This window comes from Leptospira ellinghausenii (assembly GCF_003114815.1).
In the GTDB taxonomy this organism is placed as follows: Bacteria; Spirochaetota; Leptospiria; order Leptospirales; family Leptospiraceae; genus Leptospira_A; species Leptospira_A ellinghausenii.
Window position 1 is genome coordinate 567,465 of the sequence record NZ_BFAZ01000009.1, and the last position, 19,233, is coordinate 586,697.

19 protein-coding genes are annotated in these 19,233 nt (G+C 35.5%); 9 read left to right on the plus strand and 10 right to left on the minus strand.

The window, feature by feature from the left end; all coding sequences use genetic code 11:
• Positions 1–64 precede the first annotated feature (64 nt).
• From DI076_RS11120 to DI076_RS11135, 4 genes are read left to right on the plus strand one after another with little or no spacing between them, the layout of a single operon-like run.
• Complete coding sequence (locus DI076_RS11120) at positions 65–1,918, plus strand: adenylate/guanylate cyclase domain-containing protein (protein ID WP_108959936.1); 1,854 nt, start codon at positions 65–67, stop codon at positions 1,916–1,918.
• Positions 1,915–3,816 (plus strand): FecR domain-containing protein, encoded by a 1,902-nt coding sequence (locus DI076_RS11125; protein WP_108959937.1) that lies wholly within the window; start codon positions 1,915–1,917, stop codon positions 3,814–3,816. Before DI076_RS11120 ends, DI076_RS11125 begins: the two co-directional genes overlap by 4 nt.
• Entirely contained in the window at positions 3,813–4,922 is a 1,110-nt protein-coding gene (locus DI076_RS11130) for a hypothetical protein (RefSeq protein ID WP_108959938.1), read from the plus strand. Before DI076_RS11125 ends, DI076_RS11130 begins: the two co-directional genes overlap by 4 nt.
• 51 nt (positions 4,923–4,973) lie before the next feature.
• The gene (locus tag DI076_RS11135) at positions 4,974–5,570 is read left to right on the plus strand and encodes a hypothetical protein (protein WP_108960930.1); all 597 of its coding nucleotides are present in this window, start codon (positions 4,974–4,976) and stop codon (positions 5,568–5,570) included.
• On the opposite strand, the gene DI076_RS11140 is transcribed toward DI076_RS11135, so the two are convergent.
• Genes DI076_RS11140 through DI076_RS11150 form a run of 3 tightly spaced genes read right to left on the minus strand, consistent with a single transcriptional unit; the run spans position 5,543 to position 8,630 of the window.
• Positions 5,543–6,640: a DUF1574 domain-containing protein gene (locus tag DI076_RS11140; RefSeq protein ID WP_108960929.1), complete on the minus strand. Its 1,098-nt coding sequence runs from the start codon at positions 6,638–6,640 to the stop codon at positions 5,543–5,545. The two genes, DI076_RS11135 and DI076_RS11140, sit on opposite strands and share 28 nt — an antisense overlap.
• A gap of 9 nt (positions 6,641–6,649) precedes the next feature.
• Entirely contained in the window at positions 6,650–8,128 is a 1,479-nt protein-coding gene (locus tag DI076_RS11145) for an MBOAT family O-acyltransferase (RefSeq protein ID WP_108959939.1), read from the minus strand.
• Position 8,129: 1 nt separating this feature from the next.
• Positions 8,130–8,630 carry an NYN domain-containing protein gene (locus tag DI076_RS11150; RefSeq protein WP_282432603.1) on the minus strand — a complete coding sequence of 167 codons (501 nt, stop codon included), beginning with the start codon at positions 8,628–8,630 and terminating at the stop codon, positions 8,130–8,132.
• A gap of 51 nt (positions 8,631–8,681) precedes the next feature.
• On the opposite strand from DI076_RS11150, the gene DI076_RS11155 reads away from it, so the two are divergent.
• Together DI076_RS11155 and DI076_RS11160 are read left to right on the plus strand one after the other, a co-directional pair.
• Positions 8,682–9,434, plus strand: coding sequence for an SDR family NAD(P)-dependent oxidoreductase (locus tag DI076_RS11155; RefSeq protein ID WP_108959941.1), 753 nt, complete (start codon positions 8,682–8,684; stop codon positions 9,432–9,434).
• Between the two features lies 1 nt (position 9,435).
• Positions 9,436–10,875, plus strand: a complete 1,440-nt coding sequence (locus tag DI076_RS11160) for an FAD-binding oxidoreductase (RefSeq protein ID WP_108959942.1) — start codon at positions 9,436–9,438, stop codon at positions 10,873–10,875.
• A 122-nt stretch (positions 10,876–10,997) separates the two neighbouring features.
• Here DI076_RS11160 and DI076_RS11165 read toward each other — a convergent pair whose 3' ends face one another.
• From DI076_RS11165 to DI076_RS11195, 7 genes are read right to left on the minus strand one after another with little or no spacing between them, the layout of a single operon-like run.
• The gene (locus DI076_RS11165) at positions 10,998–12,134 is read right to left on the minus strand and encodes an LptF/LptG family permease (protein ID WP_108959943.1); all 1,137 of its coding nucleotides are present in this window, start codon (positions 12,132–12,134) and stop codon (positions 10,998–11,000) included.
• Positions 12,131–13,414, minus strand: coding sequence for a PP2C family protein-serine/threonine phosphatase (locus DI076_RS11170; protein ID WP_108959944.1), 1,284 nt, complete (start codon positions 13,412–13,414; stop codon positions 12,131–12,133). Before DI076_RS11170 ends, DI076_RS11165 begins: the two co-directional genes overlap by 4 nt.
• Positions 13,411–13,836, minus strand: coding sequence for an acyl-CoA thioesterase (locus DI076_RS11175; RefSeq protein WP_108959945.1), 426 nt, complete (start codon positions 13,834–13,836; stop codon positions 13,411–13,413). Before DI076_RS11175 ends, DI076_RS11170 begins: the two co-directional genes overlap by 4 nt.
• 5 nt (positions 13,837–13,841) lie before the next feature.
• Positions 13,842–15,938 (minus strand): penicillin-binding protein 1C, encoded by a 2,097-nt coding sequence (pbpC, locus tag DI076_RS11180; RefSeq protein ID WP_108960931.1) that lies wholly within the window; start codon positions 15,936–15,938, stop codon positions 13,842–13,844.
• 37 nt (positions 15,939–15,975) lie between these two features.
• Positions 15,976–16,590: an RsmD family RNA methyltransferase gene (locus DI076_RS11185; protein WP_108959946.1), complete on the minus strand. Its 615-nt coding sequence runs from the start codon at positions 16,588–16,590 to the stop codon at positions 15,976–15,978.
• Positions 16,591–17,118 carry a tetratricopeptide repeat protein gene (locus DI076_RS11190; RefSeq protein ID WP_108959947.1) on the minus strand — a complete coding sequence of 176 codons (528 nt, stop codon included), beginning with the start codon at positions 17,116–17,118 and terminating at the stop codon, positions 16,591–16,593. It abuts the gene before it with no gap.
• Position 17,119: 1 nt separating this feature from the next.
• Entirely contained in the window at positions 17,120–17,299 is a 180-nt protein-coding gene (locus tag DI076_RS11195; protein ID WP_108959948.1) for a hypothetical protein, read from the minus strand.
• Between the two features lie 70 nt (positions 17,300–17,369).
• On the opposite strand from DI076_RS11195, the gene DI076_RS11200 reads away from it, so the two are divergent.
• From DI076_RS11200 to DI076_RS11210, 3 genes are read left to right on the plus strand one after another with little or no spacing between them, the layout of a single operon-like run.
• Positions 17,370–18,386: a hypothetical protein gene (locus DI076_RS11200; protein ID WP_245918392.1), complete on the plus strand. Its 1,017-nt coding sequence runs from the start codon at positions 17,370–17,372 to the stop codon at positions 18,384–18,386.
• The gene (locus tag DI076_RS11205) at positions 18,383–18,766 is read left to right on the plus strand and encodes a hypothetical protein (protein ID WP_245918393.1); all 384 of its coding nucleotides are present in this window, start codon (positions 18,383–18,385) and stop codon (positions 18,764–18,766) included. The genes DI076_RS11200 and DI076_RS11205 overlap by 4 nt, the downstream gene beginning before the upstream one ends.
• Positions 18,750–19,163 (plus strand): SufE family protein, encoded by a 414-nt coding sequence (locus DI076_RS11210; protein ID WP_108960933.1) that lies wholly within the window; start codon positions 18,750–18,752, stop codon positions 19,161–19,163. The genes DI076_RS11205 and DI076_RS11210 overlap by 17 nt, the downstream gene beginning before the upstream one ends.
• Positions 19,164–19,233 lie beyond the last annotated feature (70 nt).

Below are 19,233 nucleotides of genomic sequence, written 5' to 3' on the forward strand. Positions count from 1 at the left end.
TCTTACTTCAATTTTACTTTTTCTCCCTAGAGTTTTCGATTGAATTGGTAAAAGTACCAATGATATGAAAACGATTTTGATCAAACTAAGAAACTTTTTCGGGAATCCATCAAATACACCTGGCGAATTTCAATTCCCGATTCGTTACAAACTGCTGTTAATCACTTCCATTGTACTTTTGATTTCAATGTCAGGAGTAATTTTTCTAGCTTCTTACTTTTTTCGCAAAGATAGTGAAGTAAGAGTAAAAGAAAACAATATCAAAATCAATGAAATCCTTTCCTTGAAGGTAAAATCTGACTTACACTCTATTAAACAAGATGTACACATTACAGCTTCAGCTGTATTAAGAAGTACACAATCAGCAAATAGCATTGCAAAAGAATTATTTGAAGAAGATCAAAACTTTGTATTTATTGGTGCTTTTGATTCTAGTTTTAATCCAAAATTTGAAGTCGTAAATGATCAATTTTTAGAGAAGTACGATTACCAAAAGACGGAAGTCAAAAGTATAATCAAAAACATCCAACCTAAACTGAAAAAATCGTTTAGTGGAACAACTCTTATATGGAACATCAGTCCATTTTTCCGCAATCCCATCTTATGTATTAGTTTTCCTCTATCAGAAACCAAAGATACACATACCATTCTTGTCACATTAGTAAAGTTAGATAGTTTATTAGATGCATTTCAAACTTCAGGTCCAGTTGAAACTTTTTTAGTCAGCGAAGATGGAAGTGTTCTTGCCCATCCTGATGCAAAAGTGGTTCTTTCTGGTATCAATCTAAATGATTTACCTATTGTAGATCGAATGAAAAAGTCAACTGTTGATAATGGACAATTCCGTTATGAAAACAAAGATGGAGAGTCTTACCTTGCAGCCTTTAAAAAATTAGGATTTGGTGGGGTTGGTGTTATATCACAAGTTCGTGAGTCAAAAATTTTCGAAGAAGTAAACAATATCCAAAAACGTAACGTTTACCTACTCATTGTTTCATTATCTCTCTCTTTTATTGTTGTTTATATTTTTGCAAAATCACTCTCCACTCCTATTCTAAAATTGGTAGATGCCTCAGAAGAAATTAGAAGGGGAAATTATCACATCACTCTTCATGCAACGACTCACGACGAAATTGGAACTCTCACAAAATCATTCGTTAGTATGGGCCGTGGATTGGAAGAAAGAGAAAAATTAAAAGATTCATTTGGTCGATTTGTTAACCAAGATATTGCCGAACTTGCCGCCAAAGGGAAGTTATCAATTGGTGGTAAAAAGAAGTATTGCACCATCTTTTTTTCAGACATCCGTAGTTTTACCGCCATCTCTGAAAAACTGCAACCAGAAGAAGTGGTTGAGTTCTTAAACCAATACATGACAGAAATGGTTAAATGTGTTCAGGAAACGGGTGGCACAGTAGATAAATTTATTGGTGATGCAATCATGGCAACTTGGGGAGCCCTTCGAGATCACAAGGATCATGCAATTGCTTCTGTGGAAGCAGCTTTACGAATGCGCGACAAACTAATTGAGTTTAATCAAAATAGAGGCACTGCGAAAAAACCCATCATTAAAATAGGATGTGGAATTAACACGGGATATGTGATCGCAGGCCAAATTGGAAGTTCCGACAAAATGGAATACACCGTCATTGGAGATTCAGTGAACCTTGCTTCCAGAGTTGAGTCTTTCAATAAAGAAACACATACTGATATTTTAATTACAGAATCAACTTACCATGAAGTAAAATCAGAGTTTAATGTTGTGAGTATGGGAGAAATTGAATTTAAAGGAAAATCCAAAGCCCAAAAAGTTTATGCAGTTTTAGGTAAAAAATCAGATTTAAATGCTCCTAAAAATTTGGTTGAGTTACAAAAATTAGTAGGGATTGAAGTCACCACTAAAAAGGGAAAAAAATGAATTTAGACAAACGGGATTCATTTGTTTTACTTGGCCTAACAAGTATTGCGCTTCTTTTTAGCGTATTATTTTACTTAGATTTGAATCGAAAAATTGATATTGGTGATCGTGAAGTTGTAGGAACGATCTATTTTAAAAACAACATTGTCCAACGTAAATTTGAAGATGAAGTAATTTGGGAAAAACTAGAAAACAATAGTCCACTCATTAATAAAGACACAATCCGTTCGGAGGCATTTTCTGATGCCATCATTCGATTAAAAGATGGAACGGAAATTAACATTGATGAAAATTCTATGTTTAACTTAGATTTAACGGGTGAAGATCCAAACTTAGAATTTTCAGAAGGATCATTACAAGTAAAAAAGAATGATTCCAATGCAAATCAAATTAAAATCACAAGTTCAGGTAACGAAATCAATGTTGATTCCGGAAATGTCAAAATTGAAAGAGCAAAAGACCAAGAGTTAAGTTTATTTGTAGAAAAAGGCAAAACGACTGTTAAACAAAACGGCAAAGCTTTAGATGTAGAACAAGGCAAAAAGGCTGAATTTAAAAAAAGCGGAATTGAGATTAAAAAAATCCCAGTTGTACTCATCTCACCTCCTTCCCAAAAATTATTTTATGCAGAACCCAATGAAGTGAATGTGTCTTTTACTTGGAAAATGGAATCAGGTTATGAGTCGCCGATTTTAGAAATCTCGAGATCTCCCAATTTTAAACTTAGATTTTTTTCGGAACCGGTTTCAGACAGCAAAACTGTTGTTAGCCTAAAAGAAGGGACATTTTATTGGCGAATCAAAGTCAAAAATCAAAAAACAAACAGCATTGAATCAAGTGAAACAAATAAACTTTTTGTTTCAAAACTAGAATCTTTTTTGGGAGAATCACCTAATCATGGCAACGTAATTCCCTTTGTGCAATTATATCCGTTGGTCACTGTTTCTTGGACTAAATTGACTACAGCAAATTCCTATCTCTTTCTTTTATCTGATAATAATAGTTTTCAAAATCCAATCAAACGAATGGAAACTTCTGCGAATCAAATTTCATTTGATGATTTAAAAGAAGGAACTTATTATTGGAAGGTTATTGCAAAATCATCCTTTCCTGATACGAAAGACCGCGAAACAAAAGTTTATTCCTTTTCTATTAAAAAACAAAACACAATCCCAGCACCTAAATGGCAAAGACCAAATCCAGGTGCCGAAATTAGTTTAGAAGAGATTAAATTAAACCAAGCCATTTTAATATGGGAAGGAAATGCTGAAATTCAATCTTATCATGTAAAAATTGCTAAGGATTCTAAACTTTCGAATGTGCTGATTGGTACCGAAACTAAATCAAATTTTTTAGTTCCCAATTGGAGTCAACTTGGACTAGGACAATTTTTTGTTACGACCACTGGTAAAACAAAGGAAGGAAAGGAAACGGAACCTTCTGCGATCCTTAGTTTTACCATTATAGATAAAAAGAAAAAACAGGACGCGATTGTAAATATTGAAGAAAATAAAAACCAATCTGCGCAAGAAACAAAATTAGAAATACTTTCACCAAATGGATCTGTCATCCAAATGAAAGGGAAATCGAGTTTAGACTTCCATTGGAAGTTGAGTGGCATCTCTGCTGACAAATTTGATTTGGTATTGTACCAACATTTCCCTGAGAAAAAAATTGCAATCTATAAAACGAGTACAAAGGAATCCCATTACCAACTTAAAGATTTAAGCATATTGGATGAAGGGAGTTTTTCCTGGGATCTGAGTGTTTATAAAGATGGAAACTTTGTTTTGTCTCGCAAAGGAAATTTCATTTTGGCATTGGACCAATTAAAATCACTAAAGCCAACTGATATCGAATTTATCTCTCCGAAAAGACTCTATAAAGAAAAAAAATGATTCGATTTAACTTTAAAATATTTGTAATACTTTTTTTGTTTGTTTCCTCTTTGTTATCACAAGAAGGAACAAAACTCATCGCTTGGAAACCCATTGCCGAAGCAAATGGATACCAAATTCAAATTAAAGACAAAACAGGAAAGTTGATCCTGGATAAAAAAATCGATACCGCCTATCATTCAATTGAAGAGTTACCTTCTGGAATTTACATGGTACGTACTGCACCTCTCAATTTATTCAAAAAACCTGCTGTTTGGTCAATATGGAAAGATCTAGAAATCATCATTTCGGAACCTCCTCAAATTGTGAAAGAAGTTGAAAAACCAATCATACTTCCAAAAACCGAATCCAAAAAAGAAAAAACGATCTCTCCGATTTCTATTGAAGGAGAACATTTCTTAGAAGCCACAAAGGTAGATTTAAGTAAAAAAGATGACCAACTACCAATTGTTAGTAAAGAAGTTAAGTCTTCCGAACGCATTGAATTAAAGGTTGATACAACTGAGGCAAAAACCGGTCCTTATGATTTAACTGTAACAAATCCATACCAAAAACCAAAAGTAGTGAAAAATTTTGTGCAAGTGGAAGTTCCAAAATCGGAATCAAAACAAGAAAACCTAGAAGAAATCAAAAAAAACGAAAGAGTCAAAACTGTTCCAGAATCTTCAACGCAAGTTTCAAATAACCAAACAATCAATGGTAACAATTCGAACACTCAGAAACAAAAAGTTACTCTTCCAAAAGGAAAACCATTTCGAGATTTTTCATATGAAGAAATGATGTTGTTTTTAGAATCAGATGTTGCAGTGAATTGTAAAAACACAAAAATCCCAGCATTCACTTTAAGTGAGTGCCACAAAACATATGTTATATTAAATTTTTCAAGCGAAGATAATCAATCGGTTTTTGAGTTTTACAAATTAGTTAGCGAAAACGAAACCAATCGTATCAGTGCCTATCGATACTTTTCAAGTCATTGTAATCCAAAATTCAGACCTGCCATCGAAAGGATGGAACTTCAATGGAAAAATAGAACCAATTTGGATCCAGAAGAACGCCAATCACTGGCAGAAGAATTACCAAAATTTCGTTCTTGTTCGAGATAAAATAGATATCTTTTGCTTGTAATGAATTTATTTTTTAGTCCAATGAAGGCAATGAGACATTCGTTTTATCTACTCCTCGGAATTTGTTTTTTAAGTTTGCAAACTTTACATTCCGAACCTTCAGTCCTAAGCCAAAATGTGAAGGAAGTAACCACTCGCATCCAAGACTTAGCACTTTACCCCACCCTTTCGAAAAAAAGACTTTATGGTGCGGTTGCAAAAGGTGGCGCAATTCGATTTGATCTGAAGGCTGGAGAATCTTCGCCCCAATCCATAGGAATCGGTGTAGCAACTGATGGTAAATTGAAAGAATGGGTATTAACAGTTTATTCTGGAAATGGACAAAGTGAAAACTCGGCAATTCTACGCAAAGAGAGGATTGAAGGAGAGTCCCAGTGGGTGTTTGAATTACTCGCTCCTCCCGATGAAATTACGATCGAAATCCAAAATGCCAACTCAGAAACACCAGTGGCTGTCGTAGAAATCATTCATGGTTATTATTATGGTTATTCAGTTGATAAGGAAAACCACAACAAACCACAATCCCAAAATCCTACAAAACCCAACCCAACAGAACCGGAAAAACTCTCTCCGAATGACATTCAGAATCGTACTGAGTTTTACCGAGCTCCCATCACCAAAGACTGATTAAGGTTTTTAAAAATATAGTCAGTGTAATCATTATAACATGATGGTGACATGTGACCTGCATCGCTAAACTCGTTGCAGGTGTATGTAGGATCATCATTCATATTCCAAAATGGGATTCCATTTTGTTTGTGGTATTCCACGATACGAGGATACCAATCTTCATAAACGGTTCCCTCTTTATTCTCCGCTACTGATACTTTTAAATTCCTTATGTGATCCATATAAGGCAAAGATAACCTAACCCAAATGACAGCAGAAGGAACATTTAACTGTTTTGCTAATTGTAAAGATTGATCAGTGAAACTCAAAATATTATCAGAAAATCGAAATGGAACTAAGTAAGAATGAAAATCGCCAATTGCTGATTTTTTTAATAATTCTGGTGGGAGGACTGCTTGGTGTGTCCCAGGTGTCATTGCAGAACCTTTCCCCTTTTTCAAATTTGCCATAAGGTTATCTCGCAAACTTCGATAAGGATATAATAAAGTGTCTTTATTTTTGGCTCTTGTGATGATAACTTCCAATTTAGGACGGTATTGATATGCACGGAACATACGTTTTGCGATCAATGTTGAAATATCATCTGTTGAAAATCTGGAAAAATGTTTTAATACAAATGAAACATTGAGGCCATTGGTTAAGGTTTCATCTACTTTTAATGTAGCAGCAGAGTTAAACATTTCTACAGAATGATCGAATAAAAAGAAGTCTGGTTTTACTTCATCTTTTGCAAACTGCTCCATCCATTGTAAAACGTAATCTGGTTTCCCGCCGGGAACAGAAAAATTAAACATTACCCAACCAGGGTACTTTTTATGAATGTATTCGTTATCAAAAAGTAGAGCTCTTGAATTTCCAAAATAGACAATCACCTTATCTCTATCTTTGAGATTTAAGTATTCTTTTAAGTCTTCGTATAATTCGTTTTTTTGGATGTAATTGATATCTGATAAAGATTTTGAAAAATACGTATGAACATTTTCCAAAACCAATAATTTATCTAGACAAAATGTTAAGAAAACAACTAAAAATGGGACTAACAAATAACGATTTCGTATTAAATCCACGGTTTCCACCTAAAAGCGATAATAAATAAACTCGCCACCATCTTGTGATAATGTGGCTAACAAAAAGATTGTGATGATACCGAGTGTTGGAACCAACCAAACATCATGTTTTCGAATTTTTTCCCAAAATTCAGGAAAGTATTGTAGATGATGAAAAAATAATACAGCAAACGAAGTATAAAAGATACGTTCCAAGTTTTCAATATGTAAGTATTTAAAAGAAGAACCTTCACCAAATAAAGAAGTGGCAGAAATAAGCCAATGATTGGAAGTTCCATCTAACAATCGCTCTAAACTATGAGAAAAATGTGTGAAAATTCCATAAAAATGATCCACCATATTCGTTGCATTGTTGGATCGAAACATGAGTCCGGAAATGGAAAACAAAACAAATACAATCATTGCTTTCAGTACAATTAAAACTTTGTTTTTTTCAGGTGTTAACTTGAGCCCTAATTTCCCTTCTAAAAACCGTTCTCCTGCTAAAATCACACCCCAATAAAATCCCCAACAGATAAAAGTATAATCTGCACCATGCCAAAATCCACCCAATGTCATTATGATAATTAAATTTAGATATGTTCTGAGTTCACCTTTCTTGGACCCACCTAACGGAAAATAAATATAGTCACGTAACCAAAAAGAAAGGGTGATATGCCATCTTTTCCATAACTCCCGCCCAGACGTTGAGAAAAAAGGTGCCTTGAAGTTTTCAGGAGTTTCAAACCCTAAATACAATGCAACTGACCTTGCCATATCGGTAAGACCTGAAAAATCACTGAATACTTGAATGGAATAACAAATACCAGCAATGAACAATGAAAAAGAATCATAATCTGAAGGAGAATTAAAAACAGGTGAAATTGTAAGAGACATTGGATCAGCAACTAACACTTTTTTAACGAGACCTGACATCATCAAATACGATGCTCGATACATCTTTTCTTTGCTAGGTGTGAGTTTGTCCAAGTTTGGAAAAAAATCTGACATTCGCATGATTGGTCCTGCAATTAGGACAGGAAAAAATGCGACAAACAAAAAGTAGTCTTCCACTTTCACAGTGGGAACATTCGGATTTCGATAGGTGTCTACTGCTGCTGCAATGACTTGGAAGGTATAAAAACTGATCGCAAGCGGAAGTGCAATGTGGATAAGATTTGGAACTTGTTGGAAAAAAGGATAACTTGTTAGATCAGCAAGTACCTTACTAAAAAAGTAAACATACTTAAAAAAACCTAAATTGATCAAGTTGAGTGAAACAGTAAACCCCACCCAAAAACGAGTCGGCGTCGATTGGATCTTACGATACAGAAGGTAATTGACCGTTATGACTACAACGAAGTGAACCGTAAGTGCCAATGAAAAATATGCATAAAAGCAAATCCCGGCGAATAGAAGAAAACCCTTACGAAATTCTTTGGGGATGGCCCAATAAAAAAGGTAAACAACAGAAAAGAAGATTAAAAATGGTATTGAATTAAACAACATATCAAGGAAGGAATTGTCTCTCCCAGTAATCGCTTTCCGAACTAGGTGTCAATCCTTCTTTCAGGTGGTTAAATTCAGTTTCATCTACTTCTGTTTCCCGTTTGACCCATTCGGCATAAAACTCTTCAGAAGTTTTACGTTTTACCCGTAACCTTCTTGCATAACTTAATATCTCTTTGTCTGAAGTTACCACCAAACATTGAGAAGGTACTTGACAATAGTTTAAATAGCCAATGATGAGTTCGTCCGCTTTTTTTTCATGACTGTAATGGATGGAAAATCCTTCCCATTCCTCGGAATAACATTCAGAAAGTAACTCCTTCTTCCCGTCAAAAAATATGATCACTTTCCGTTGGTTTAGGTCGGGAAAATGGCGTTTTAAATGAACGAGTAGTCCGCTTCTGGCATCTTGGAGACGGTATTCCCCCAAAGAAAATGCCAGGTCAGGAAATTTATACATCAAATTCATCCCGTCGATCAGGATTCTCTCATTTACGGGCACAACCCTATTGAAACCACTTGCCAGATTCGATTAAACCAAAAAAACGTAAACATGGGGAAAAAAATAATCGTCGTCGGTGCCTCGAGTGGGATCGGAAAAGCCATTGCTGAACAAGAATTGAACGCGGGGTCCTCCGTGGTCCTTTTAGCGAGAAGGGAAAAATCCCTAGAGTCCATTGCCAAAAAAGCCAATTCCTCCAAAGAGAAACGTGCCTTCCCTTTGGTCTTTGATGTGACTAAATTTGTTACAGCAGAGAAAACCTTCCAAAAAGCTGTCTCACTCCTTGGAGGTGTGGACGAAGTGTATTTTGCATCTGGTGTGATGCCGGAGATTGGAAAACAAGAATACAATGTAAGTAAAGATTTAGAAATGTTAAATGTAAACCTTATAGGAGCTGTTGCCTTTTTAAATCCTGTTGCTACTTTTTTTACCAAACAAAAATCAGGAAAGATCATTGGAATCTCATCTATTGCGGGAGAAAGAGGTAGGAAAGGAAATCCTGTTTATAACACTTCCAAAGCGGGTCTCAATACTTATTTAGAAGCACTTCGAAATCGTCTATCAGAAGTAAATGTCCAAGTAACAACAATTAAACCAGGATTTGTCAAAACAGAAATGACGGATGGTTTGGTTTTACCGGAAAAAGGTTTACTCAAAGCAATTACTGCTGATGAAGCAGCCGAAAAAATTCGTGCTATCGTTGCGAGTGGCAAAGATGAAGCTTTTGTTCCCGGTATTTGGGCACTTGTCGCACTTATCATTCGAAACATTCCCAACTTTATTTTCAAAAAACTGAGTATCTAATATGGTTACAAAAAAAACAAAATCCATCCCTAATATAAAAGTCCCAATGAAAGAAAAGGTAGAAGCATGGGGAATGAGTTCATTTTCCATGTCACCTGTGTTTCGACCAGAAACTGAGGAAGAGATCAAAGAACTTTTTGTTTGGGCGAACCAAACTGGCACCAAAGTAGCGTTACGCGGCGGCGGATGTAGTTACGGTGATGCTTCAACGAATACGGATGGAATTGTTTTAGATTTAACTCGTTTTAATAAAGTATTAGATTTTAATCTAAAATCGGGTGTAATGACAGTTCAATCTGGAGCTCGTATCAAGGACCTTTGGGAAACTGGGATTGAGAATGGTTTTTGGCCACCAGTCGTTTCTGGAACTATGATGCCAACTCTCGGTGGTGCGCTTTCCATGAACATTCATGGAAAAAATAATTTTAAAGTGGGAACCATCGGCGAACACATCAAAGAATTTACCTTTTTAACGGCAAAAGGCGATATCCTCGAATGTTCTCCTAAAAAAAATTCAGATCTATTTTATTCTGCAATTTCCGGCTTTGGAATGTTAGGTTGCTTTTTAACCGTTCAAATCAAAATGAAACCCATTTATTCAGGAAAAATGAAAATTGATCCAGTGTATGTGCGGAACTTCGATGAATTATTTGCCTATTTTGAAGAACACTACAAAACTGCAGATTATTTGGTGGGCTGGATTGATGCATTTGCTTCTGGAAAATCTTTAGGCCGTGGTCAAATCCATAAAGCAACCAATTTAAAAGCAGGCGAAGACCCAGATTTTCCAGGAAATTGTTTGTTAGAAAGACAACACCTTCCTTCCCGTTTGTTTTATGTGATTCCTAAAAAATGGATGTGGATCCTTATGCGCCCATTCAGCTTTAATTTTGGTATGAGGATGATCAATTTAGCAAAATGTATAGCGAGTATTTTGGTAAACAACAAAGCATATTACCAAGGTCATGCGGAATATGCGTTTTTACTAGACTATGTTCCGAATTGGAAATTTGTCTACAAACCTGGCTCTATGATCCAATACCAAGTGTTTATTCCTAAAGAAAACGCCAAACAAGCATTCAGTGAAATATTCACGAAATGCCAAGAACGTGGCATTGTGAATTACTTATCAGTTTTCAAAAAACACAAACCAGATCCATTCCTTCTCACACATGCTGTGGACGGATTTTCAATGGCGATGGATTTTCCTGTCACAAAAGGGAATCGCGAAAAACTTTGGTCTCTTTGTTATGAACTCGATGAAATTGTCTTAAAACATAAAGGAAGATTTTATTTTGCAAAAGATTCTACTCTCCGCAAACGTGTGATGGAGTCTTATTTTCCAAAAGATAATTTAAAGAAGTTTTATTCTTTAAAGAAAAAATATGATCCAAAAGGAATTTTACAAACAGATTTGTACAAACGAGTGTTTTTAAGTTAATCTTATTTTCACACGGAATTAGTTTCAACAAATCAAACTTAAACCACAAACCTACTTCGATTTGTCAAAATGCCAATGGAAGTAGTCTTTGTTTCCTTACTGACACTCCTTCTCATCCGAATTTAAATATTCATCCGTCGGTAGAGAAAATAAGCTGCGTAAGTGAAAATAACAGGTGTGATCCACATTCCGATCCAAATCGGTAATGCTCCATTTTCTGCTAATGTTTTAGCAGTTGAATTTAGAATATAGTATAACAATACCACAGCAATCGTTAGTCCAAGGCTTGCAACACCTGCAGAACGTTTGGTGATCGCACCGGCAAGTGCTCCAAGTGTTACAACCACAAAGGACATAAGTGGCATCGCAAATGCCATATGTTGTTGTACGATCACATTCCGAAAGGGAATCCCTTTAGTAATTCTTGATTCAATTTCGTCTGCGAGTTCAAAAAAATTCATTTCCTCTGGATTTCGAACCGGTTTAGAAAAGTAAGCTAAGTCTTCTGGAAAGTCATACGTTTTTTCTGCATATTTGGTTCTTGAAACCAGTTCTAAATTTTCATTGAATCTAACTTCTTCTGCGTCATACAAAACCCAACTATGTGGATTTGGAATGTATTTTGCTTTTTGGGATGATACTGTATATGTAGGATATCCATCAGGAGTGATTTCAATATAATTAAATCCTCCCTTAACTGTGTTTTCTTTTTCATCGATCCAATATACGTAATAAAATCCTTTTTTACCTTTGATATGCAATTGGTAAACAAAATCGATCAATCGATTGGAACCTTTTGCCATGATGCTAAATTCAATTTGAGCTTTTTTATTTGCGGGAATAACAACTGTTTGCCCAAAGAATGTCATGATGAGCCACATGGCGATTCCAAAAAATAAAATTGGTGTGATGATTCGAATGAAGGAAACACCAGCCACCATCATCGCGACAAGTTCCTTATTTACGCTAAATTGTCCTATGACAAAACAAACAGAAAACATGAGAGCTGGTGCGACTACTTGATCCACCATCGATGGCAAAGAATATAGAACATGTAAGTACACATGGGACTGATTCACTTTTGAAGAAACTAAATACTTCATCACATCTGTGAATTTATAAATGACTATCATCGACGTTAACATGATCAGTGTGCCAATGAATGTTTTGAAAAAATCAAAAAATAAATATCTGTCGAGAGTTCGAAAAGGGATAAACTCTCGTTTGAACCAGAGAAAAGGTGTTAAAATAAGGTTCATTGTATTTCCAATAATAACATACTCATATCATCCGAAATGCGTTTAGCAGAAAATGACATTGAGTCTTCATAAATAGCATTTAAAAATTCATCACCTTTTTTGTCAGAATGATTTTTGATGGATTCAACCAAATGTTCTTCACCATAAATTTCACCTGATTCGTCGAATACTTCCAAAATTCCATCGGAATACAATAAAATTCTATCCCCTGATTCGAGTGTGATTTGGTAGTTTTTTAAGTTTGGTTTGAGAAATGAAACAATGAGTGTTCCAAGTCCTTCTAAAAACTTTGGTCCATTTTCTTTTTGGATATGGATGATTGGAGGATGGCCTGCAATCGAATATTTGATTTCTTTTGTTTCTAAATCCACAAACAAAACACAGGCGCTTATATGATTGTTTGGAACTAAACTTTGTAAATCATCATGAATCGCTTTCAAACATTCGGATGGTTGGTTTTGGTTCCCATGAATTTTAAATGCCAAAACAGCCATCGCTGACACCATAGCTGATGCAATTCCATGCCCCGATACATCAGCAAAAAATAATGCCATTTTACCATCTTCTCTTTCAAAGTAACTGATCGCATCTCCACCTACTTGGTCAAAGGAACGAAAAAAAGAATAAAATTTAATTCCCCTTTTTTTCGGCCAGTCGGTCGTGACTATGTTTGATTGGGTTTCATTTGCTAATTCCAATTCACTTAACATTCTGTCTTGGAATTTTTTAAGTTGGAATTCTGAACTTCTTAACTTTTCAACTGAGCTTAACCGTATATTCAGTGTTAGGTATGAAACTAAAGCTGGTGTTATAATCGCAGACAAATATAAAGATAAGTCGACTTGGTGATCTTTTGTATAAATTCCAACCAATATCCCAAAAGAAGTAACAGTGCCCAGATAAGAAACTAGAGAACGTCTGTCCACAAAACTCACACCAATACAAGAGAGAACCAAAATCATTCCAACCAAATATCCGATGTATAAAGAGTTCCAATACAATAGGATTAAAGAATGCGCACTCATTGTATAAAAAAATACCAACATAATTGTTTGGATATTTTTTCGTACCCAGCTTACAAAATAGGTAGCAACGAAAAATGAAATTGTAATTGAAGCATGGATCACACGAATCCATTTCGGATCATATAATCCTAATTCATCGACAGGGGCAAAGATCCCAAAACCAATAAAACTAGAAAATACAACAAGACAGATCCTAGAGATTTTTAAAACCTCATCATCTAATTTGAAACGATCTTGTATTGATTGTAACATCATACCAAATTTGAATTTCCAAATTTTGTTTTGAAATGTTCCGGTAATGCTGAAGGTTTTTGCAATGAGAAATCAAACCAAACAAAGGAAGCATTCCCTGTTAAAACACATTCATTTTCTTCATTCCACATAGAACAAATCACAGAGAATGCTCTGGAAGAAATTGCATTCACTTCAAGGGTGATTTCTAAGGTGGCAGGGAAAACCACTTGTTTACGATAGTCCATATCCAAATGAGTGAGCACTGGACCTGCTTTTACAGGTTTTAATGGAGAATCCCATAATCCCTCTTTCGTAAAATAATCTGCCCTTGCAGACTCAAAGTAACGAACGTAGGTGACATTGTTGACATGGCCAAATGCATCCATCTCTCCCCAGACCACTTGTTGTGTGAATTTATGTTTGTACTTAGATGGTTTTGACATGTATGTTACCGAACTTCAAATAAAGATATGGATACAACCTTTTGATCTTTGTCTTTGATTTCCAATCGATACTCTCCTTTTTTTGGCTCCCAGAGATATGGTTCTTTTGCATTCGCAAGAAAAGCATCGTTTAAATGATAAGAATACGAAACATCGTAGGAACTGATTGTAAAGAGGATTTTTTGCCGACCATTCGGAATATCTGGATCTAATGCAAAAATACTCCCACTCACAGGTGTCAAAATTCGAAATGATTTTGTTTTCTCAATTTGATTCTCATTAGACGACAAAATTTCAAGATTTGGTTCCATCTCAGAAGAATTAGATACTTCTATCGGATGTAATTTTGAACTGAGTGATTCATGTAATAAGTCCATTGTTTCTCGCCAAACAGGTGCTGCACCTGTGATTCCAGACACATCTAACATTGGACTTCCAGTGGGATTTCCAACCCATACTCCTACAGTATAATGTTCTGAATATCCAATACACCAATTATCTCGCATATCTTGGCTTGTTCCCGTTTTTACCGCCGTAAAATAAGAGGTGGATAAAAAATTATCCCATCCGAAGCCAAGAGACCTTGCTTCTCTGTCAGATAAAATTTCAGAAATCATATAACTTACCTGTGGAGAAAAAATTCTTTTTTGACTTTGGTTTGTTTCAAATTTTTTCCATTGGATTTGGGAATACATACCACCATTTGCAAACATACGATATGCGTTTGTCAGTTCTAACAAACTAATGTCTGCTGCACCTAGTGCAAGTGATGGACCGTAAAACTCTGGGTATTGTAATCCGTGAATTCCAAGATTTTCTAAAAGGGATACAAATTCATTAACATCTAGAAAAGACAAAGCTCGAATCGCAGGAATATTTAAAGATGACGCTAAACTTTCCCTTACGGTCACGTTTCCTTTATATGATTTGTCATAATTCAGAGGTCTATAAATTCCTTGGTAAACAGGAATTCCAATGGGAGAATCTGATAAAATGGATTGAGGAGTGAGTTTTTTCTGCTCAAAATTTAATGCATACACAAATGGTTTTAATGTGGAACCAACTTGCCTTTTGGTACGAACTAAATCCAATTGTGAAACCGAACTTTCTCTCCCAATATTGGGAACATACACGAGAATATTTCCCGTTTTGTTTTCCAATACAATCACGGCACCATCTTTTACATTTCTATTTTCTAATGTTTTAATATTTCTTTTCAGTATTTCTTCAATTTTCTTTTGGTAAATAAAGGATAAAGAAGTTTCAATTTTTTGATTTTGAATTTGATTGAATCCACCTAATTCAAACACTGATTTCGCAAAAAGAGGGACATGGGAAGGTTGTTGGGGATAATCTAAATTACGAAACAAACTTTCCCTAACAAAACGAAAAAGATCCTCACAATCGGAAGTTTTTCCATCTCGTTCCCACATTAGAGCACAAACTCGCTTTGATACCTTTTCGATAGGACTTTGAGGAGAACGAATTAATGCTGCAAGTAAATAGGATTCATTTGGAGTGAGCGATGAAACTGATTTTCGAAACAATCCTTTGGAAGCAGAAGCAATTCCTTTCAGTTCCCCACGAAAATAAATCAAATTCAGATACGCAGTGAAGATTTCTTCTTTGTTCCAAATTGATTCTAATTCCATAACTCGATTGATTTGTTTGAGTTTTTGAAAAATTGATTTCCTTTGGTTATTCTTAGGTTGTAACTCTGGATCGAGAAGAGTGACAAGTTGCATTGATATGGTGGATGCTCCACGTATGGAAGAACCTTTTAAACCAGAAAATATGGAAGCTAAGATTGCATTTCCATCAACTCCAGCATGTTCAAAAAAACGTTTATCTTCTGCATGGATCACCGAATCGATTAAAAATTTCGGGAATTCTTCATACTCCACCCACTCTTCTGATCGAAAATCTTTTCTGATCCGAAGGCGTTGGATGAGTTCATTTTTTCGATCATACAAACTGATGTCAGATGGTGTGAAACTCGCTTTTACTTCCTGATACGTAGGAAGTGCCATTACAATGGAAGGGAAAAATAAAAATAGTGTAACAAACTTTACCGAGGCCATTTGGTGAAAATATGAGATCATTGTTTCCAATTCCACCTAACCATTCTCTAAAGGAAGATTAATCTTCCATAGTTTCCATGGATTCATAACCTGTTTCGATGATGAAATGACTTCCATACTCTCTAATTTTATAAGGAACATTGACCCAAATGTTTTTTGTGGATTGGTGTTCTGGAATTTGACAAAGAATTAAAAATGGTTTATTTGTCGAAAGGCAAAATTGGTATAAATCTTCCAACATTTCTTTCATTCGCATTGGAGTTTCCGACCAATAGGTGTAAGGTGGATCTAAGTAAAAGATATATGCCGATTCTTCTCCCAATTCCCACTTTAACGCATGTTTCGTGGCATCTTTTCGAAACAATTGGACATTTGGTAGTCCGCGAAATAGAGTATGTAAATTTCGAAATCGTGTTTGGTCTAGTTCGTATGTTAGAAGTCGTTTGACTGAAAGGCTAAACGCCTCAGCCGAGATTTGCCCACTTCCAGCAAAATAATCGCAAAACAATACTGATTCAAAACTAAGACCCCAAGACAATAACCGAGAATCCATAAGGGAAAAAATTGCTTTTTTAACAAGACTATTGGTAAAGTTAAGATGACCGGATACATCGGGTGGTGATGGAATTTCTTTTCCTTTCCACTTACCTTGTGAAACACGAAGACCTTTCATTTATTTCCCAACTGTTTTGATCTCTTCCAATTGGACCAAAATATGTTTAGAAGGAGAATTAGATTCAATTTCTGAAAAAACCTTTTTGGCTTCGGATTCATTTTTTAAATCCATCAAACCAAGTCCATATAACAATAGTGCATCATTGTATTTTGGACTTTGTTTTCCATTTTTTTGAAAATCCTTTCCCCATTCTATGAGTAAATCAGATTCTCCAAACACCAAAGCTCTCTCCATAAACAAATAAACTGCATTCCAATAATGTGGCGACAATCTAAAGTTAGGTGAGTTTTCCTTACTTAAATTGGATTTGAGTTTTGACCAATTTTCTTCTGTAGAAACATAGAGAAAAAAGATCCGAGGATCTTTTTCGGGTTCTCGTCCATTTAAGTATTGGAGCGATTGTTTGGATACGAGAGAATAATTTCCTTTTTTGAATTCTGAATACAAAGTCGAAAATGGAGAAGAGTCGCTCCATAAAATGGACGGAACGACCAAAATACAAAAAAGAGAATGGGTAAAAGTCAATTTAAAGTTCGGTGATATTGGCTGATCCGCACATTGGGCAGATCAATTCCCATGAATCGAGGTATTCATCCTCACCTTCGGCTTCCCAACGATGGTCGCAGTCCTCACAAGCATACGTTACAACGTCTTCGTTTAGGCTATCTGCATCGAATTCGTCATCATCTAAAAAATCATCTTCCATACCCTTCTCACTAAATCACAAAGAAAAAGCCGTGTCAAGTGGGGAGGGCAAAAAAAAATGGGAACAAACGATGGCGATTTACTCCCGGTACGAACCACATAGAAAAAAGAAATCAAAGGCACCGCTATTTTTATTGGTTTTAGCGCTTGGCCTCTCCGCTTTAGGGTTTACCTATAGAAAAGAAATTTATTTTCTTTTTGCCAAAGACCAAAGTGTCAGAGCAGAAAAAACCAAAGAAAAAACGATCGAACTCTGGAAATCAGGGAATCTCAAAGAAAAAGAAATAGAAGACTTCCAAACAATCGCAACCAACTACTCAGAAAAAGACCCAACGGATCCTGTTGCTTTTCATTTAATCGCAAGGAGTTTGTTTTGGAATTTAAATCGATTGGGAATCCAATTTGACCATGATAGTTTGATCTTACATCTAGGATCTCCATTTCGTGAATTCATCGGAAGTTCAGTTCTCGCCGAATCAACATTAGACACTATCTTTTGGAATGCAAGGACGGCGGAAGCTTATTCCTCCTCTCCCTTTACGGACTGGGAAAACAACCGAGTGTTGTTATTCCTCGGAGAAACTCATCGGAGTGTCAAACGTCCTCAAGTTTTAGTAAGTGAATACGGAAACATCGATCGTTCAAAATTATCTCCTGAACTGCAAACAGTTTACATTTGGTTATTAACCTTTAATACGATGCTTGCAGGTGATGCGAGTGGTCTCGATCATTTAATCACCATTACAAAAGATCCAAATTTTAAATTGGGAATTCAATTTTCTCCGAGAGAAGAAAACTTCTTACGGGGTCTTGGTAAATATTATAAAAAAGATTATGTGGGAGCTTTGTCATTACTCAGACAAGCTAAAACCAATAATCCTGATACAATCACTGAAACTTCCATCATCACAGAAGCTACCATCTTCCACCTGCAAAATTTATCGCAGAAAGGAATTGATTTGTTAGAAGAATTTTACATTGCCACTGGCAAAAAAAATACAGAAATCCCAATCTTAATTTCCCAATTCATCAAAGAAAAACCAGGCCTTAAAACAAAACTGGATCTAAGTTCGGATAAAAAAGAATGAAACGTTATTCATCCAAATTACACTTATTAGGTGTTGTTTTCAGTTTTGCAACAAGTATTGGTTGTGGACTATTTTACAAAGGAGTCCCAAAACCTGGTGAATTTTGTTATGTGCTTTCAAAACCACCTGAATGTTTGTTTGTAAATTTCGAAGAGAAAAAACTCATCTGGGAAAATGTTGAATATTCATTGGAAGAAAAACTTCGAATGGATTATTTCTTTCATAAAAACGAAGATTTGTACGAACTAACAGTCGCTACAGTCAATAGAATCGAAATTAAAAATTTATCCCGCTCTGGTTTTAACCAGTTCTACATGAGAAAAAAAGAAAAATTCGCTGATATCCCAAAAGGAAGTTCTAATGATGAAACAAAACATTGAAGAAATCCAAAAAGAAATCATCTCTGAGTTTTCGGAACTGACTGATTGGGAAGAAAAATTCCAATACCTTATCGAGTTAGGTGAGGAATTGCCAAAGTTTCCTGATGAAAAAAGAACAGAAGAATATTTAGTACCGGGATGCCAATCTCGGGTTTGGGTCGCACCAAAACTGACTGAAGGGAAATTGGAGTTTGATGCAGATAGTGACACGGCACTTACGAAAGGACTCATTGCCATTCTCATACGAGTATTTTCAGGACAAAGTCCAGAAGATATAGCGAATGCCTCACTTGGATTTATAGAAGAAGTTGGTCTTGCAAAGTTTTTATCGATCTCAAGACGGAATGGACTATTTTCTATGGTACAAAAACTAAAGGGGTATGCAGAAAAAGTATAACATTCCTCTTTTTTCCTTTGCAAACTAGTTTTATCTGCTTAGAATTCTCTTTCGAATGAACGTTAGGACT

Bases quoted from the DNA above. Each gene is read 5' to 3' on its own strand.
- DI076_RS11135 (WP_108960930.1), top strand. From the start codon at position 4,974: ATGAGACATTCGTTTTATCTACTCCTCGGAATTTGTTTTTTAAGTTTG.
- DI076_RS11200 (WP_245918392.1), top strand. From the start codon at position 17,370: ATGGCGATTTACTCCCGGTACGAACCACATAGAAAAAAGAAATCAAAG.
- DI076_RS11205 (WP_245918393.1), top strand. From the start codon at position 18,383: ATGAAACGTTATTCATCCAAATTACACTTATTAGGTGTTGTTTTCAGT.
- DI076_RS11160 (WP_108959942.1), top strand. From the start codon at position 9,436: ATGGTTACAAAAAAAACAAAATCCATCCCTAATATAAAAGTCCCAATG.
- DI076_RS11125 (WP_108959937.1), top strand. From the start codon at position 1,915: ATGAATTTAGACAAACGGGATTCATTTGTTTTACTTGGCCTAACAAGT.
- DI076_RS11185 (WP_108959946.1), bottom strand. From the start codon at position 16,590: ATGAAAGGTCTTCGTGTTTCACAAGGTAAGTGGAAAGGAAAAGAAATT.
- pbpC (WP_108960931.1), bottom strand. From the start codon at position 15,938: ATGATCTCATATTTTCACCAAATGGCCTCGGTAAAGTTTGTTACACTA.
- DI076_RS11175 (WP_108959945.1), bottom strand. From the start codon at position 13,836: ATGTCAAAACCATCTAAGTACAAACATAAATTCACACAACAAGTGGTC.
- DI076_RS11155 (WP_108959941.1), top strand. From the start codon at position 8,682: ATGGGGAAAAAAATAATCGTCGTCGGTGCCTCGAGTGGGATCGGAAAA.
- DI076_RS11170 (WP_108959944.1), bottom strand. From the start codon at position 13,414: ATGATGTTACAATCAATACAAGATCGTTTCAAATTAGATGATGAGGTT.
- DI076_RS11120 (WP_108959936.1), top strand. From the start codon at position 65: ATGAAAACGATTTTGATCAAACTAAGAAACTTTTTCGGGAATCCATCA.
- DI076_RS11130 (WP_108959938.1), top strand. From the start codon at position 3,813: ATGATTCGATTTAACTTTAAAATATTTGTAATACTTTTTTTGTTTGTT.
- DI076_RS11145 (WP_108959939.1), bottom strand. From the start codon at position 8,128: ATGTTGTTTAATTCAATACCATTTTTAATCTTCTTTTCTGTTGTTTAC.
- DI076_RS11210 (WP_108960933.1), top strand. From the start codon at position 18,750: ATGAAACAAAACATTGAAGAAATCCAAAAAGAAATCATCTCTGAGTTT.
- DI076_RS11165 (WP_108959943.1), bottom strand. From the start codon at position 12,134: ATGAACCTTATTTTAACACCTTTTCTCTGGTTCAAACGAGAGTTTATC.
- DI076_RS11195 (WP_108959948.1), bottom strand. From the start codon at position 17,299: ATGGAAGATGATTTTTTAGATGATGACGAATTCGATGCAGATAGCCTA.